At 60.1% G+C, this 15,842-nt stretch carries 17 protein-coding genes; 5 read left to right on the plus strand and 12 right to left on the minus strand.

The window, feature by feature from the left end:
* Positions 1-110: 110 nt before the first annotated feature.
* Both VD17_RS22795 and VD17_RS22800 read right to left on the minus strand, forming a co-directional pair.
* Positions 111-416 (minus strand): ribbon-helix-helix domain-containing protein, encoded by a 306-nt coding sequence (locus VD17_RS22795; protein WP_046055765.1) that lies wholly within the window; start codon positions 414-416, stop codon positions 111-113.
* A 14-nt stretch (positions 417-430) separates the two neighbouring features.
* Complete coding sequence (locus VD17_RS22800; protein WP_046055766.1) at positions 431-1,012, minus strand: DJ-1/PfpI family protein; 582 nt, start codon at positions 1,010-1,012, stop codon at positions 431-433.
* Positions 1,013-1,327: 315 nt separating this feature from the next.
* On the opposite strand from VD17_RS22800, the gene VD17_RS22805 reads away from it, so the two are divergent.
* Entirely contained in the window at positions 1,328-2,218 is an 891-nt protein-coding gene (locus VD17_RS22805; protein ID WP_046055767.1) for a DMT family transporter, read from the plus strand.
* Between the two features lie 89 nt (positions 2,219-2,307).
* Here the strand turns inward: VD17_RS22805 and VD17_RS22810 are convergent, their stop codons facing one another.
* The 4 genes from VD17_RS22810 to VD17_RS22825 all read right to left on the minus strand — a co-directional run bounded on the left by VD17_RS22810 (position 2,308) and on the right by VD17_RS22825 (position 5,875).
* Complete coding sequence (locus VD17_RS22810) at positions 2,308-3,522, minus strand: class I SAM-dependent methyltransferase (protein WP_046055768.1); 1,215 nt, start codon at positions 3,520-3,522, stop codon at positions 2,308-2,310.
* Positions 3,523-3,816: 294 nt separating this feature from the next.
* On the minus strand, positions 3,817-4,434 hold the full coding sequence (locus VD17_RS22815) for a TPM domain-containing protein (RefSeq protein WP_033058909.1): 618 nt from the start codon (positions 4,432-4,434) through the stop codon (positions 3,817-3,819).
* Positions 4,435-4,467: 33 nt separating this feature from the next.
* Positions 4,468-5,220, minus strand: coding sequence for a TPM domain-containing protein (locus VD17_RS22820; protein ID WP_046055769.1), 753 nt, complete (start codon positions 5,218-5,220; stop codon positions 4,468-4,470).
* A 43-nt stretch (positions 5,221-5,263) separates the two neighbouring features.
* Positions 5,264-5,875 carry a LemA family protein gene (locus VD17_RS22825; protein ID WP_046055770.1) on the minus strand — a complete coding sequence of 204 codons (612 nt, stop codon included), beginning with the start codon at positions 5,873-5,875 and terminating at the stop codon, positions 5,264-5,266.
* Positions 5,876-6,112: 237 nt separating this feature from the next.
* Here VD17_RS22825 and bglX point away from each other — a divergent pair, with 237 nt between their 5' ends.
* Positions 6,113-8,404, plus strand: coding sequence for a beta-glucosidase BglX (gene bglX, locus VD17_RS22830; RefSeq protein WP_046055771.1), 2,292 nt, complete (start codon positions 6,113-6,115; stop codon positions 8,402-8,404).
* A gap of 133 nt (positions 8,405-8,537) precedes the next feature.
* Here the strand turns inward: bglX and VD17_RS22835 are convergent, their stop codons facing one another.
* The 5 genes from VD17_RS22835 to VD17_RS22855 all read right to left on the minus strand — a co-directional run bounded on the left by VD17_RS22835 (position 8,538) and on the right by VD17_RS22855 (position 12,963).
* Positions 8,538-9,695 (minus strand): phospholipase D-like domain-containing protein, encoded by a 1,158-nt coding sequence (locus tag VD17_RS22835; RefSeq protein ID WP_046055772.1) that lies wholly within the window; start codon positions 9,693-9,695, stop codon positions 8,538-8,540.
* A 1-nt stretch (position 9,696) separates the two neighbouring features.
* Complete coding sequence (locus tag VD17_RS22840) at positions 9,697-10,287, minus strand: YceI family protein (RefSeq protein WP_046055773.1); 591 nt, start codon at positions 10,285-10,287, stop codon at positions 9,697-9,699.
* Positions 10,288-10,498: 211 nt separating this feature from the next.
* Complete coding sequence (locus VD17_RS22845) at positions 10,499-10,828, minus strand: hypothetical protein (RefSeq protein ID WP_046055774.1); 330 nt, start codon at positions 10,826-10,828, stop codon at positions 10,499-10,501.
* On the minus strand, positions 10,825-11,919 hold the full coding sequence (locus VD17_RS22850; protein ID WP_046055775.1) for a serine hydrolase domain-containing protein: 1,095 nt from the start codon (positions 11,917-11,919) through the stop codon (positions 10,825-10,827). The genes VD17_RS22845 and VD17_RS22850 overlap by 4 nt, the downstream gene beginning before the upstream one ends.
* Positions 11,920-12,081: 162 nt before the next feature.
* Positions 12,082-12,963: an acyl-CoA dehydrogenase family protein gene (locus VD17_RS22855; protein ID WP_046055776.1), complete on the minus strand. Its 882-nt coding sequence runs from the start codon at positions 12,961-12,963 to the stop codon at positions 12,082-12,084.
* Between the two features lie 154 nt (positions 12,964-13,117).
* Here VD17_RS22855 and olsB point away from each other — a divergent pair, with 154 nt between their 5' ends.
* A complete protein-coding gene (gene olsB / locus VD17_RS22860; RefSeq protein WP_008152922.1) occupies positions 13,118-13,873 on the plus strand; it encodes an L-ornithine N(alpha)-acyltransferase in 756 nt (251 codons plus the stop codon).
* Positions 13,873-14,664: a lysophospholipid acyltransferase family protein gene (locus tag VD17_RS22865; RefSeq protein WP_046055777.1), complete on the plus strand. Its 792-nt coding sequence runs from the start codon at positions 13,873-13,875 to the stop codon at positions 14,662-14,664. Before olsB ends, VD17_RS22865 begins: the two co-directional genes overlap by 1 nt.
* A gap of 108 nt (positions 14,665-14,772) precedes the next feature.
* Here the strand turns inward: VD17_RS22865 and VD17_RS22870 are convergent, their stop codons facing one another.
* Complete coding sequence (locus VD17_RS22870) at positions 14,773-15,351, minus strand: ACP phosphodiesterase (RefSeq protein WP_046055778.1); 579 nt, start codon at positions 15,349-15,351, stop codon at positions 14,773-14,775.
* Positions 15,352-15,521: 170 nt separating this feature from the next.
* Here VD17_RS22870 and VD17_RS22875 point away from each other — a divergent pair, with 170 nt between their 5' ends.
* Positions 15,522-15,824, plus strand: coding sequence for an ArsR/SmtB family transcription factor (locus VD17_RS22875; protein ID WP_033060920.1), 303 nt, complete (start codon positions 15,522-15,524; stop codon positions 15,822-15,824).
* The last annotated feature ends 18 nt before the right edge of the window (positions 15,825-15,842 follow it).

Raw genomic sequence — 15,842 nt, forward strand, 5'->3', positions numbered from 1 at the left:
TCACCTGTACCGGCCCCTTCGCGAGCAGGCTCACTCCTACAATGGAAATGCGTTCCCCTGTAGGAGTGAGCCTGCTCGCGATGGGGCCGGCTGTGTCGATACAAATCTGTCTATTTCACCGCCGCACGCACCACCGATAATTCCGGTGGCTGCGCCCGTCGCTGACTCAGATACCGCGTACAACTGACCCGCAAAAACGAGGCGAAATTCACCACCTCGCCGCGGTAGTCCATCACCTCTTCATACAGCTTGGCGATCAACTGGTTGGTGGTCATGCCGTCGACCTCGGCGATTTCGCTGAGGATGTCCCAGAACTGATTCTCCAGCCGCAGGGTGGTGACCACCCCGCAGATGCGCAGCGAGCGGGAGCGCGATTCGTAGAGAATCGGATCGGCTTTGACGTAGAGCTCGCACATGGAAAGGTCCCTCGTTACAGCGTGATTTTGGTGCCCAGCAACCCGAGGAAACCGGCGAGCCAGCTCGGGTGCGCCGGCCAGGCTGGCGCAGTCGCCAGATTGCCTTGTACGTGACCTTCCGTCACCGGGATATCGATGAACGTACCGCCGGCCAGGCGCACTTCCGGGGCACAGGCCGGGTAGGCGCTGCACTCGCGACCTTCGAGAATCCCCGCGGCCGCCAGCAATTGAGCACCGTGACACACGGCGGCGATCGGTTTGCCGGCCTTGTCGAACGCTCGCACCAGTTCCAGGACTTTTTCGTTCAGGCGCAGGTACTCCGGCGCACGACCGCCTGGCACCAGCAGGGCGTCGTAGTCCTCGGCCTTGACCTTGGCGAAGTCGAAGTTCAGGGCAAACAGGTGACCGGGTTTTTCGCTGTAAGTCTGGTCGCCTTCGAAGTCATGGATTGCCGTGCGTACGGTCTGACCCGCGGTTTTGTCCGGGCAAACGGCGTGCACCGTGTGGCCAACCATCAGCAGCGCCTGAAACGGCACCATCACTTCGTAGTCTTCGACGTAATCGCCGACCAGCATCAGAATTTTTTTAGCCGCCATGGGGAGGACTCCTCTGGAAAATACGTGGGCCTGCAGGAGTATTCAAAGTAGTCCTTAATCAGCATGGAAGGTAATACCCGACTACTACGCAGATCAACTGTAGGAGCTGCCGAAGGCTGCGATCTTTTGATCTTGGAATGGACGAATCGGACTTGCGGCGCGACTGATGAAAAGATCGCAGCCTTCGGCAGCTCCTACGTTGCGAGCATTACTCGCAACTGTACGGATAACTCTGCACCTAGCTGTAACAGAGCAACGCCCACGGTTTATGGCTAGATGAAGGTCTTCCCGCCACCCTAGATTCTGGTTGCCATCATGTCCTCGCGCGAAAACACCGGTATGGCCCTCGGCCTGCTCGGCGTTGTGATCTTCAGCCTCACCCTGCCCTTCACGCGGATCGTCGTGCAGGAACTCCATCCGCTGCTCAACGGCCTGGGCCGTGCGCTGTTCGCGGCGGTTCCGGCGGCGTTGCTGTTGCTGTGGCGCCGGGAGAAGTGGCCGACGTGGAAACAGGTCAAAGGCCTGACCCTGGTGATTGCCGGGGTGATCCTCGGCTTCCCGGTGTTGTCGGCCTGGGCCATGCAAACCTTGCCGGCATCCCACGGCGCACTGGTCAACGGCTTACAGCCGTTGTGCGTGGCGCTGTACGCCGCGTGGTTGTCCCACGAACGACCGTCGAAAGCCTTCTGGGCTTGCGCTGCGCTGGGCAGTGCGCTGGTGCTGGGTTATGCGTTGATCAGCGGGGCCGGCAGCATTCAGGCCGGTGATTTGCTGATGCTCGGGGCGATTGCCGTGGGCGGTTTGGGGTACGCCGAGGGCGGCCGATTGGCCAAGGAGATGGGCGGTTGGCAGGTGATCTGCTGGGCCCTGGTGCTGTCGACGCCGCTGTTGATCGGGCCGGTGGTGTACCTGGCGCTGCAACATCAGGGCGAGATTTCGGCCAAGACCTGGTGGGCCTTCGGTTACGTCTCGCTGTTTTCACAGTTCATCGGTTTCTTCGCCTGGTACGCCGGGCTGGCGATGGGCGGCATTGCACGGGTCAGTCAGATCCAGCTGTTGCAGATCTTCTTCACCATCGCCTTTTCAGCGCTGTTCTTCGGCGAACACATCGAGCCGATCACCTGGCTGTTTGCCGCCGGGGTGATCGTGACCGTGATGCTCGGCCGCAAGACCGCAATAAAACCCGCAAGGATTGCCACGGCATAACCTGTAGGAGCTGCCGAAGGCTGCGATCTTTTGATCTTGCCCTTCAAAACAAAATCAAAAGATCGCGGCCTTCGGCAGCTCCTACAGGGTCAGAGGTAGCCGTCGGAACGCAGCAGGGTTTCGAGGCAGTGTTCCGTGATGTGGTAGAAATCCTTCAGTTCCTGAATCTTCACCAACAGCTGGGCCGGATCAACCGGCTCGGCACGTTTGACCGCCAGGATCATCTTGTTCTTGTTGGTGTGGTCCAATGAGATGAACTCGAACACCTTGGTCTCGTAACCACAGGCTTCCAGGAACAACGCACGCAAACTGTCGGTGACCATTTCCGCCTGCTGGCCCAAATGCAGACCGTATTGCAGCATCGGCTTGAGCAGCGCCGGGCTCTGGATCTGCAGGCGGATCTGCTTGTGGCAGCACGGCGAGCACATGATGATCGAGGCGCCGGAACGAATGCCGGTGTGAATCGCGTAATCGGTGGCGATGTCACAGGCATGCAGCGCAATCATCACGTCCAGCTCGCTCGGCGCCACGCTGCGCACATCACCGCACTTGAACACCAGCCCCGGATGTTCGAGCTTGGCAGCCGCGGCGTTGCACAAATCCACCATCTCTTCGCGCAACTCGACGCCGGTCACCACGCCTTCGGCCTTCAGGGTGTTGCGCAGATAGTCATGGATCGCGAACGTCAGGTAACCCTTGCCAGAGCCGAAGTCCGCCACCTGAACCGGTTTGTCCAGCGCCAGTGGTGACGTGGTCAGTGCGTGGCTGAAGACTTCGATGAACTTGTTGATCTGCTTCCACTTGCGCGACATCGCCGGGATCAGCTCATGCTTGCTGTTCGTCACACCAAGGTCGGCGAGGAACGGCCGGCTCAGGTCGAGAAAACGGTTCTTCTCGCGGTTATGCTCAGCGGACGGCACTTCACGCAATTGCTGAGGTTTGCTCTTGAACAGCGAAGACTTGCCCTTTTTGCTGTATTCCAGCTGAGCTTCATCAGTCAGCGACAGCAAATGCGCATTTTTGAACGATGCCGGCAAGAGTGCGGCGAGGGTCGCTACGCCCTCTGCAATCGGCAAATTCTTGGTGATGTCGCGCGTCTTGTAGCGGTAGACGAAGGACAGGCAGGGCTGATCCTTGACCGTCAGCTGCTTGATGATCAGCCGCTGCAAATCCACTTCAGTGCCGACGTACTTGGCCAGCACCAGTTTGATGAAGGCGTTATCGTCGAGGCTGGTTTGCAGCAGGTCGATGAACTGGGCGTGGTGATCCGGCGCGAGGCTGGCGGGAGTGGCGGTGACAGACATGGGAAAAACGGCCTCGGGCGGTGCGAATCGGGGAATGGCGGGTATTTTAGGGGGGATGGGGGTTGGGGACACGCAGTTATTTACCGAACGGTTTGAAAACCACCCCTCACCCCAACCCTCTCCCCAGAGGGGAGAGGGGAAAGGGAGCCGATCGGGGGCTTTTCAAAACCTGCGTTCGACTCAAAATATTCAGGTCGCAGTATCTCGAACATCCAACTCGGTAGGCTCCCTCTACCCCCTGGGGAGAGGGCTGGGGTGAGGGGTGGATCTCAAGTCGAACAAGAATCCAGAAGCCTACCCCAACACCACCAACCGATTCGGCAACTCATTCCTCACATGCGTCACCGGCACATGCACCTTGAGCAACTCGCCACACGCCTCGACGCAGGTGACAAACCCCTGCAACGTCTGCCCCTGCTTCACCTGCTGAGTAAACGCCGCAACAATTCCATCCCAGTTCTTGTTGTCCAGCCGTTTCGAAATCCCTTCATCCACCAGAATTTCCACATAGCGTTCAGCCTCACAGACAAAAATCAGCATGCCGGTGCTGCCCACCGTGTGGTGCAGGTTCTGCTCCAGAAACTGCCGGCGCGCCAGGTTCGAGGCGCGCCAATGACGCACCGAGCGCGGGATCAGGTGCGTGGTGATTTTCGGAATCCGGAACACCAGGCACAGCACGATGAACGAGATCCATTGCACCAGCAGCAAGCTGTGCAGGGTCAGCCAGCCGGTCAGGTAATGCACGATACCCGGCACGACCAGCGCCAGCAGGCTGGCCCAGAGCAGCGGGATGTACGCGTAGTCGTCGGCGCGGGCCGCGAGCACGGTCACCAGTTCGGCGTCGGTGTCACGCTCGACCCGGGCAATCGCCTCGGCGACTTTGCGTTGTTCGTGTTCAGTCAGTAATGCCATGTTTAAGAATGCCCACTCGCTATTGTTGTGTGATCACCAGCCGCCCGAGGAACCGCCTCCCCCGAAACTGCCCCCGCCGCCGCTGAAGCCCCCGCCGCCACCGCCGCCACCAAAACCTCCACCGCCGAACCCGCCGCTCGAACCGCCTCGACCACCGCCGCTGGGCAGAATCCCGAGCATCTGGCAGACAAATATCGTCAGGATGAACAGCATCACCAGAAACACGAAGATCCCCGGATGCCGCGAGACAAAGTCGCTTTCCTGATTGCCGCCGGAGTCATACACCGTGGACGGCTCATCCAGCGGATTGCCGCCCAATACCACGAGCATCGCCGCGACCCCGTCACTGATGCCCTTGCTGAAGTTGCCGGTCTTGAACGCCGGGGTGATGACCTGATTGATGATCACCGAGCTCTGCGCATCGGTCAGCCGGTCTTCCAGGCCATAACCGACTTCAATCCGCAGCTTGCGATCGTCACGCGCCACGATCAGCAAGGCGCCAGTGTTCTTGTCCTTCTGGCCGATACCCCAGTAGCGCCCCAGTTGATAACCGAAGTCCGCAATGTCGGCGCCCTGTAAATTCGGCAACGTAACCACTACCAGCTGCTCGCCGGTGGCTTTTTCATGGGCCTGAAGCTGTTGCGTCAACTGCTCACGCACCGCAGGCTCGATCATCTGGGCGTTATCGACCACCCGTCCGGTCAGTTCAGGAAACTTCAACGCAGCCTGGGCCGTCAGGGCAAATACCCAGAGCAACAGCACCAGGCCAACTTTCAACACACGCATTGGCAACCTCATCCTTGGTGATGCTTCAAGCCCCTCGCGGCGCTTACTGGAACTTCACTTGAGGCGCTTTTTCCGCATCGGGGCTGGTGGCCTCGAAGGTTTCGCGGATCGGCAAATCGCTGTACATCACGCTGTGCCACAGGCGACCGGGGAAGGTACGGATTTCCGTGTTGTATTTCTGCACGGCGAGGATGAAGTCACGACGCGCCACAGCGATGCGGTTCTCGGTGCCTTCAAGTTGCGATTGCAACGCCAGGAAATTCTGGTTGGCCTTGAGGTCCGGGTAACGCTCGGACACCACCATCAAACGGCTCAAGGCTCCGGTCAACTGATCCTGGGCCTGCTGGAACTGCTTGAGTTTTTCCGGGTTATCCAGGGTCCTGGCATCGACCTGGATCGAAGTAGCCTTGGCCCGGGCTTCAATCACGGCGGTCAGGGTTTCTTCTTCGTGCTTGGCGTAGCCCTTGACGGTTTCCACCAGGTTGGGAATCAGGTCGGCGCGGCGCTGGTACTGGTTCTGCACCTGGCCCCAGGCAGCCTTGGCCTGTTCGTCGAGGGTCGGGATCGTGTTGATGCCGCAACCGGCCAGCAGTGTGGTCAGCAACATCAAGGCTGCAACCTGCAGGCTCGACCGATAGTGGTGTCGTACATTCATCTGGTTGACGCTCCCTTGCACATTCCGTTGAAAAACAACCTACGAACTTTGAACCCGGCTCTTGGGGCATAATCTGCGGCCACCACTGGATTGCATCGAGCCAATGGGCTAAAAGATGCCCCAGCGCAAAAAACACGCAGAAGTGTGCTGCATTTACCTGAACAACAATAGTCGCTCCCTAAATTTTGGCTGACCGGCGCGTGTTCACTGCCGTTTAGGCTTTTGAGAAAACTATTCATGAAGAAGCTGTGTTTGCTGGGCCTGTTCGTCAGCCTGGCCAGTCATAACGTATTGGCCGCCGCGACGCCCGCACCTCTGGAAAACAAGGACGCGTTCATCAGCAACCTGATGAAGCAGATGACCCTCGATGAAAAGATCGGCCAGTTGCGCCTGATCAGCATCGGCCCGGAAATGCCGCGGGAGCTGATCCGCAAGGAAATCGCCGCCGGCAACATCGGTGGCACGTTCAACTCGATCACCCGCCCGGAAAACCGTCCGATGCAGGACGCGGCCATGCGCAGCCGGCTGAAGATCCCGATGTTCTTCGCCTATGACGTGATCCACGGCCACCGCACCATTTTCCCGATCCCGATTGCCCTGGCCTCGAGCTGGGACATGGACGCCATCGGCCTGTCCGGGCGCATCGCCGCCAAGGAAGCCGCGGCGGACAGCCTCGACATCACCTTCGCACCGATGGTCGACATCTCCCGCGACCCGCGCTGGGGCCGGACGTCCGAAGGCTTCGGTGAAGACACGTACCTGGTATCGCGCATCGCCGGCGTGATGGTCAAAGCCTTCCAGGGCACGGGCGCGAACGCGGCCGACAGCATCATGGCCAGCGTCAAGCACTTTGCCCTGTACGGCGCGGTCGAGGGCGGTCGCGACTACAACGTCGTCGACATGAGCCCGGTCAAGATGTTCCAGGACTACCTGCCACCGTACCGCGCCGCCATCGACGCCGGTGCTGGCGGGGTAATGGTCGCGCTGAACTCGATCAACGGCGTACCGGCCACCGCCAACACCTGGCTGATGAACGACCTGTTGCGCAAGCAATGGGGCTTCAAAGGCCTGGCCGTCAGCGACCACGGGGCGATTTTCGAGCTGATCAAACACGGCGTTGCCCGTGACGGTCGCGAAGCCGCGAAGCTGGCGATCAAGGCCGGCATCGACATGAGCATGAACGACACCCTCTACGGCAAAGAGCTGCCGGGGCTGTTGAAGGCGGGTGAGATCCAGCAAAGCGACATCGACAACGCGGTGCGTGAAGTGCTCGCCGCCAAGTACGACATGGGCCTGTTCAAGGACCCGTACCTGCGCATCGGCAAGGCTGAGGATGACCCGGCCGACACCTACGCCGAAAATCGCCTGCACCGCGCCGAGGCCCGTGATGTTGCGCGCCGCAGCATGGTGTTGCTGAAGAACCAGGGCGAAACCCTGCCGCTGAAGAAAACCGCGAAAATCGCCTTGGTCGGTCCGCTGGCCAAGGCACCGATCGACATGATGGGCAGCTGGGCCGCCGCCGGCAAACCCGCGCAATCGGTGACCCTGTTCGACGGCATGACCACTGCACTGGGCGCGCAATCGACGCTGATCTACGCTCGCGGCGCCAACATCACCAGCGACAAGAAGGTGCTGGATTACCTGAACTTCCTCAACTTCGACGCACCGGAAGTGGTGGATGATCCGCGTTCGGCCCAAGAGCTGATCGACGAAGCCGTGAAAGCCGCCAAGGATGCCGATGTGGTGGTGGCAGCAGTGGGCGAATCCCGTGGCATGTCCCACGAATCGTCGAGCCGCACCGACCTGAACATCCCGGCCAACCAGCGTGACTTGATCAAGGCCCTGAAAGCTACCGGCAAACCGTTGGTGCTGGTGTTGATGAACGGCCGTCCGCTGACGATTCTCGAAGAGAAGGAACAGGCTGACGCGATTCTGGAAACCTGGTTCAGCGGCACCGAGGGCGGCAACGCCATCGCCGACGTGCTGTTCGGCGACTACAACCCGTCGGGCAAACTGCCGATCACTTTCCCGCGTTCGGTAGGCCAGATTCCGACCTACTACAACCACCTGAGCATTGGCCGGCCGTTCACGCCGGGCAAACCGGGCAACTACACCTCGCAGTATTTCGATGACACCACAGGTCCCCTGTTCCCGTTTGGTTTCGGCCTGAGCTACACCGATTTCAGCCTGAGCGACATGGCGCTGTCGTCGACCACACTGAACAAAACCGGCAAGCTCGACGCCAGCGTCATGGTGAAAAACACCGGCAAGCGCGACGGCGAAACCGTGGTGCAGTTGTACATCCAGGACGTGACCGGCTCGATGATCCGTCCGCTCAAGGAACTGAAGAACTTCCAGAAAATCACGCTGAAGGCCGGCGAACAGAAAGTCGTGCACTTCACCATCACCGAGGATGACCTGAAGTTCTTCAACACCCAGCTCAAGTACGCGGCAGAACCGGGCAAGTTCAACGTGGAGATCGGCCTGGATTCGCAGGACGTGACTCAGCAGAGCTTTGAACTGTTGTAATTTTCAGGCAACACATAAAACCCTGTAGGAGTGAGCCTGCTCGCGATAGCGGTCTATCGGCTAGATCAATGCTGAATGACATGACGCCATCGCGAGCAGGCTCACTCCTACATTTGGTTTTAGGTTGTGGCGGTTATCCTCGTCGATCCAGCAGATTCACCACCAGCCGATCCACCCATCCCCAAACCCTTTGCTTCACCCGCCGCCACAGCGGCCGGCGTTGCCATGCTTCCAGGCTGACTTCCAGGCTCTGCGCAAAGTCCCTCTCGAAACTTGCCGCCACCGCACGCGTCAACCCCGGGTCCAGCGCCTCAAGGTTGGCTTCCAGGTTGAAGCGCAGATTCCAGTGATCGAAATTGCACGAGCCGATGCTCACCCAGTCGTCGATCAGGACCATTTTCAAATGCAGGAAACACGGCTGGTATTCGAAGATCTGCACCCCGGCCTTGAGCAATCGCGGGTAGTAGCGATGCCCGGCGTAGCGCACCGACGGGTGATCGGTGCGCGGCCCGGTCAGCAGCAGGCGCACATCGACACCTCGGGCGGCGGCCCGGCGCAGTGAGCGACGGACTTTCCAGGTCGGCAGGAAATACGGCGTCGCCAGCCAGATCCGCCGCTGGCCGCTGTTCAGCGCGCGAATCAATGATTGCAGGATATCCCGGTGCTGGCGGGCGTCGGCATAGGCGACCCGGCCCATGCCTTCGCCCATGGACGGCACGCGTGGCAGACGCGGCAAGCCGAAATGCGAAGCAGGTTTCCAGGCGCGCCGATGGCGGTTGGCGATCCATTGGCGGTCGAACAGCAACTGCCAGTCGATGACCAAGGGACCGGTGATTTCCACCATCACTTCGTGCCATTCGCTGGTGTCTTCGCCCGGTGTCCAGAATTCATCGGTCACCCCGGTGCCGCCCACCACGGCCATGCTCTGATCGACCAGCAACAGCTTGCGATGATCGCGGTAGAAGTTGCCCACCCAACGCCGCCAACTCAGGCGATTGTAGAAACGCAGCTCCACGCCCGCCGCCATCAATCGCTGGCGCAAGGTCAGGGTGAACGCGAGGCTGCCGTAATCATCGAACAGGCAGCGCACGCGCACCCCACGTTCGGCAGCCTGGACCAATGCCTGAACCATCGCCTCGGCACAAGCACCCGCCTCCACCAGGTACAGCTCCAGTTCGACCTGCTCTTCGGCGCGGGCAATCGCGACCAACATGCGGGGGAAGAACTGCGGACCGTCGATCAGCAGTTCAAAACGGTTGCCTTCACGCCAGGGAAAAATCGCACCGGCCATGTCAGCGCGCCGTGAAAATCAGTACCGCACCCACCGGCACCGACAGACTGATGGCCGACAAACCGGCGACCTTGCGCAAACTTTCCAGGCCGGGGGCCAGGTCAAAATCCGCGGCATTGATGATCAGCGGTTCGAGGGTCACCACCTGGAAGCGTCGGTCATCGAGACGGGTTGCCAGCAGTTCGGCGTTGTATTCGTGTTGTTTGCCATGGAGGTTGACGGTCAGCGGCAGGCGCAATTCAAGTTGCGCGCCGGGCGCCAGATCGTTGATCGGGCGTAGATCAATCTGCGCGGTGATCAGTGCTTCGGGGAAAGTCTGGATTTCAAACAGGTCCTTGCGCATGCGTTCATCGCGCAACGGGATGCCACTGTTGACCGAGTCCATCTCGACTTCCACCTCGGCCAGGCCTTTGGGATCGACCTTACCGTGCAGCACCAGAAAGCGCTGCACTTCGGAGATATTGGTGTTTTTGGTGCTGATGAATGACAGCCGCGAGGACTCGCCATCCAGATACCAATCGGCGTGGGCCGACAGCGTGGCACCGGCCAGCAGCAGGAAGGCGAGGGTTTTGCAGAGGAAGCGGTTGAACATAGAGACTCGTGGGGCAGATAAACCTGCACGAACCTTAACCGCCCCTGAGCCAATTGCAAACTTGTGTAGCAGCCGCCGAAGGCTGCGTTCGGCGGCGTAGCAGTCGTGAAATCAGGCGCTGCGGTTTTACAGGGAGAACGAGGTGGCTGGATTGGCGACTGCTGCGCAGCCGAACGCAGCCTTCGGCAGCTGCTACAAGAACGGTGGTGCTTCAGGGATTCAGACGGCAGCCTTGGCGTTCGCCGACCCATCGCGCGCTGTTGCTGCGGCCCATGCCGCTGACGGTAACGCGCTTGCTGGCGGCGTCATCAGTAAAGCCACTGGTCGGCAGCCACTGCTTCACATAGCCGTGGCAATACTCGGCCGGGTTGTTCATCACGTAACGGCACGAACAATACTCCTTGGCGGTGTAGCTGCTGATGATGTCCGGGAATGCCCACAGCGCCACGCGCTCCTGCCAGGTCCAGACGAGCAAGGCGACCAGCAGGATCATCAACAGCGTGCTGAACGGTCGGCGACGAACAAAGCTGCGACGCTTCATGGCTGCCCCTTCGCGGCAAATGCCTTGAGCGCGAGCTTGAGTAAATCGTTGTGCCGGTAGCTGCCGTCGCGGTCATCGCCGTAGCGCACGATCACCAGGTTTTCGCTGGGAATCACGTACATCGCCTGACCCCAATGGCCCAGCGCGGCGAAGGTGTCGTCGGGTGCATCGGACCAGGGTTTTGCCGCGCCTTCCACCGCGCGGTTAAGCCACCAATGGCCGCCGGGCACGGCGTCGTCTTGATTGGCTTGATAGCCGGCGAAAGGTTCGCGGTTGAAGGCGACCCAGTCCTTGGGCAGCAATTGTCGCTCGCCCCAACGACCGTCGCGGGCCATCAACAGCCCGACTCGCGCGAGGTCCCGGGCAGTGAGATAGGCGTAGGACGAAGCGACGAAGGTTCCTGGGGCATCGCTTTCCCAGACGGCGTGGCGAATCCCCAAGGGTTCGAACAGAGCAGTCCATGGATAATCTGGATAGCGAGTCGGGCCGACGATGTTTTTCAGCGCGGCGGACAACAGATTGCTGTCACCGCTGGAGTAACGGAATGCCTGACCGGGCTTGGCATATTCACCGTGATCGACGGTGAACGCGGCCATGTCCGGGTGACCACGGGTGTAGAGCATCGCGACTACCGAGGATTTCAACGGCGCGTATTCATAGTCTTCCTGCCAGTCCAGACCCGAGGCCCAATGCAACAGATCGGCCATGGTCATCGTCGGGTGCTTTTCCAGCGGTGGATAAAATTTCTGCACCGGGTCCTGGAGCTTGAACAGACCTTCGCCATAGGCCACGCCGAGGACCGCGGCTATCAGGCTTTTGCTGATGGACCAGGTCAGGTGCGGAGTGTCGGCGGTGGTCGGGCCGGCGTAGCGCTCGTAGATCAATTGACCGTCGCGGATCACCAGCAAGGCATCGGTGCGGATGCCTTTTCGGGTAATTTCATCGCGAGGCGGGAAGGCGTAAGTCTCCAGCGCTTGAAGCGCCGGCCCGGTGACTGTCGGGCCGGTCGGCCATTGCTCGGCAGGCCAGTATTCGGCGTGGGCCGTGAGGCTGAGCAACAGCCCGAAAATCAGGGACAAGCCTTTGAACATGGTGGGGGCTCGGAGGGATGAACCTGCTGAGCCTAGTTGAGGTTGATGACAGTTTTGAAATTTGCGGCGCACATGAGGCCGCCATCGCGAGCAAGCTCGCTCCCACAGGGTGTGTACAACGCAGATCCAATGTGGGAGCGAGCTTGCTCGCGATGGGGCCGGTCAATCCAGCGAAGAAAGTGCCTTGGCCAACCGCTTCCCCCGCGCACCCGCCGCCAAATCCATCACGCCCTGATCGCGCTGCCACATCACCGCCCAATGCGGCGGGCCATCGGCCAGTGCTTGAGCCACCTCAGCCTTCAGCCCATCGAACTGCGCAAACAAGCCACCGAGCAACACATGCCCGGACGGATTATTCGGCGCCTGCCGGCTGACTTCCGCACACCCGGCCAGCAGCGCCAGCAAACGCAGTTGCAAGGCTTGCGGCCAGTCGCTGTCCTGACCGATGCCGTACAGCCAGGCGGTCATCGCGCTCAGAACGTAAATGTCTTCAAGGGTGCGGAACGGTTTGATGTAAGCATCCCAGCCATCCCCCGCCAACAGTTCGCACTGAGCGTTATCGAGAAACAGCCGGCCATGGCTGATGTCTGGCATCAACGGGATCGCCGGTAGTTTCTCCAGACGCACGCCCGGTTCATCGGGATAGACCACCGCCAGACTCAGGCGCGGTTTTTCATCGGGGGCTTCACTGCGAGCAGCGATCAGCAGCCAATCGGCGGCATCGCCTGCGGTGACAAAATCCTTGCGCCCGCTCAGACGCAAATCGTGCAGACGGGTCTGCATGTCCGTCACCCGCAGGCTGCGCTGTTCGGTCGCGCACAAGGCGCCGAGGCTCAGCGGCGCGCTCGGCCAGAGCATGCGCAACGCCGCCTGATAACCCACCAGAAACGCCAGGCCCGGCGTCGACATCAAACGCCCGCCGGCCACCGCCAGTTCGAAGGGTGTGACGTTGCCCAACTGGTGCAACAAGGTTGCGAACCCCTCGCCCAGGTCCGGGTTGGCGGGCAGACGATCGCGGCGGCGCAGCAGGTTTTGCCAGGGCATAAGAGGCTCCTCGTGGGCTGTCATATAAGCATCACCAAAGCTTCATGGCGATGACACCGGGGCTACATAGCCTGACTTTGCACAACACGGCTGCATAAAGAAAGTCGATCGGCTGCAACCCACGACGGGTGACCGGCCCGTACGGAGATTCGCAATGACTCAGATCGCCCGCATCAGCGACACCGGCAATGAACGCCGCCTGCAAGCCGAACGCCTGGTGGGCGCCGAGGCCTTGCAGGAAGCCCAGGCCCTGCGCTTCAACGTGTTCAGCGGCGAATTCAACGCCAAACTGAAAGGCGCCGAGCTGGGTCTGGACATGGATGATTATGATGTTCACTGCGCCCACATCGGCGTGCGTGACTTGAACACCGGGCGTCTGGTGGCGACCACCCGTTTGCTCGACCACACGGCCGCCAGCAGCCTGGGCAAGTTCTACAGCGAAGAAGAATTCAGCCTGCATGGCCTGGTCCATCTCAAAGGCCCGATCCTGGAGATCGGCCGCACTTGCGTCGACCCGGCCTACCGCAACGGCGGCACCATCGCCGTACTCTGGGGCGAACTGGCCGAAGTGCTGAACCAGGGTGGCTACAGCTACTTGATGGGTTGCGCGAGCATCCCGATGCAGGACGGTGGCATCCAGGCCCACGCGATCATGCAGCGCCTGCGCGAACGTTATCTGTGCACGGAACACCTGCGGGCCGAACCGAAAAAGCCCCTTCCGAGCCTCGACATCCCGTCCAACGTCATCGCCGAAATGCCACCGCTGCTCAAGGCCTACATGCGTCTTGGCGCGAAGATCTGCGGCGAGCCGTGCTGGGATGAAGATTTCCAGGTCGCCGACGTGTTCATCCTGCTCAAGCGCGACGAACTCTGCCCGCGTTATGCCAAGCACTTCAAGGCGGCCGTGTGATGAGTCGGTTACGGGTGTACGCGCGAATTGCGCGAGTGTTGGTGGTGGTGACGTTGGGTTTGAGCATGGCCAGTGTGTTCGGGCTGTTCGAGCGTTTGGGGATTGCTCATTCGATGGTCCGCCGCCAACGCTGGTCGCGATTTTTCATGGCGCGCCTGAGCAATGCCCTGCCCTTTCGCGTGACCGTGCATGGTGAGTTGCCGAAGGCGCCGATGCTCTGGGTCAGCAACCACGTGTCCTGGACCGACATTCCACTGCTGGGCATGCTCACGCCGCTGTCATTCCTGTCCAAGGCCGAAGTGCGTACCTGGCCGGTGGCGGGCTGGTTGGCGGCCAAGGCCGGAAGCCTGTTTATCCGTCGCGGTTCAGGTGACAGCCAATTGATTCGCAAACAGATGACCCGTCATCTGGAACAGGAGCATCCGCTGCTGATGTTCCCGGAAGGCACCACCACTGATGGCCGTTCGTTGCGCACGTTTCATGGTCGCCTGCTGTCTGCGGCGATCGACTCCGAAGTGAAGTTGCAGCCGGTGGCGATTCGTTATCTGCGCGACGGAGAGCTCGATTCGCTGGCGCCGTTCATTGGCGATGATGATTTGCTCTCGCACTTGATGCGCTTGTTTGCCCATGATCGGGGTGAGGTGGAGATTCATTTGCTCAAACCGATTGCTTGTGAAGGTCGGGAGCGTGCGGCATTGGCGTTTGAAGCACAGCAGGCGGTGCAGAAGGCGTTGTTCGGGGCAATCCCAGAGAAACAGCGGGAGCCTATGCGCCCCGCAATCGCGGCCTGAACACCTATCCCCTGTAGGAGTGAGCCTGCTCGCGATAGCGGTATATCTATCGACATAGGTGTTGGATGATAAACCGCTATCGCGAGCAGGCTCACTCCTACAGGGGGTCTATGTTGTTGGGTAGTTTTGGGCAAACTCCTGAAGTTGTGGATAGAACAATCTGAAGTCATCGCTCAACGGTTCATACAACACCCGCAATTCCTGCATCGCTGCGGCCAGCTCCTCAGGCCGCGTCAATCTCCGTGAAATCCCTCGCAGCACTTGCTCAAGCACCGCAAATTCTCGATAAGAACCCAACCAGTCATTGGCCACCATGTGCGGCGCGATCTGCGCCAGACGTTCGGGCAATTGCGCCTCGGCGGACAGCACCCGGTACACACCTGAAGTGAACTGCTCCAGTGGCTGATCCGAATAAAGCGTCCAGTCCCGGGCCAGGCAATGGTCGAAAAACACGTCAAGCACGATCCCGGCGTAACGCCGGCGGGTCATGGAAAACCGTGACAACGAAACGTCCACCAACGGATGGCGGTCGGTAAAGACATCGATGCTTCGATGCAGCTGGATGGCCGCTTCGATCTCCGGATCGAACTGCCCTTGCAGCCGCCCTTTGACGAAATCGCCATACAGACTGCCGAGCAATTGACCGGGGCGCTGGCCACCGAGGTGCAGATGTGCGAGATAATTCATGCACGCAGCTTAGCACTGCACCTTTGCATCGTTACACCCAGCATATCGTTATAACTCGATATACCGAATTACTCGGTCATCAGACCAAAATCATATTGGTATATCGCGAAGTACCGATTTAAAGTTCGCCTCATCGCGATATAGCGTTTTACTCATCACGAGCCCAACACATGACCATTAATCTCGACGAAATAATAAAAGCCCTGGCACACCCAGTACGGCGAGAAATCCTGCACTGGCTCAAAGACCCGACCGTCGAATTCCCCGACCAGTCCCACAGCAACGAGCACGGTGTCTGTGCCGGGCAGATCGATCAACGTTGCGGTTTGTCGCAGTCCACGGTGTCTGCACACCTGGCAACCCTGCAACGCGCCGGCCTGATCAGCAGCCGCAAAGTCGGCCAGTGGCACTTTTTCAAACGCAATGAGGAAACCATTCAGGAGTTCCTCAGCACCTTCAGCAAAGAGCTCTGACCCTTAACGTCAGCAAGC

It is taken from the genome of Pseudomonas fluorescens, assembly GCF_000968015.1.
GTDB classification, from domain to species: Bacteria; Pseudomonadota; Gammaproteobacteria; order Pseudomonadales; family Pseudomonadaceae; genus Aquipseudomonas; species Aquipseudomonas fluorescens_W.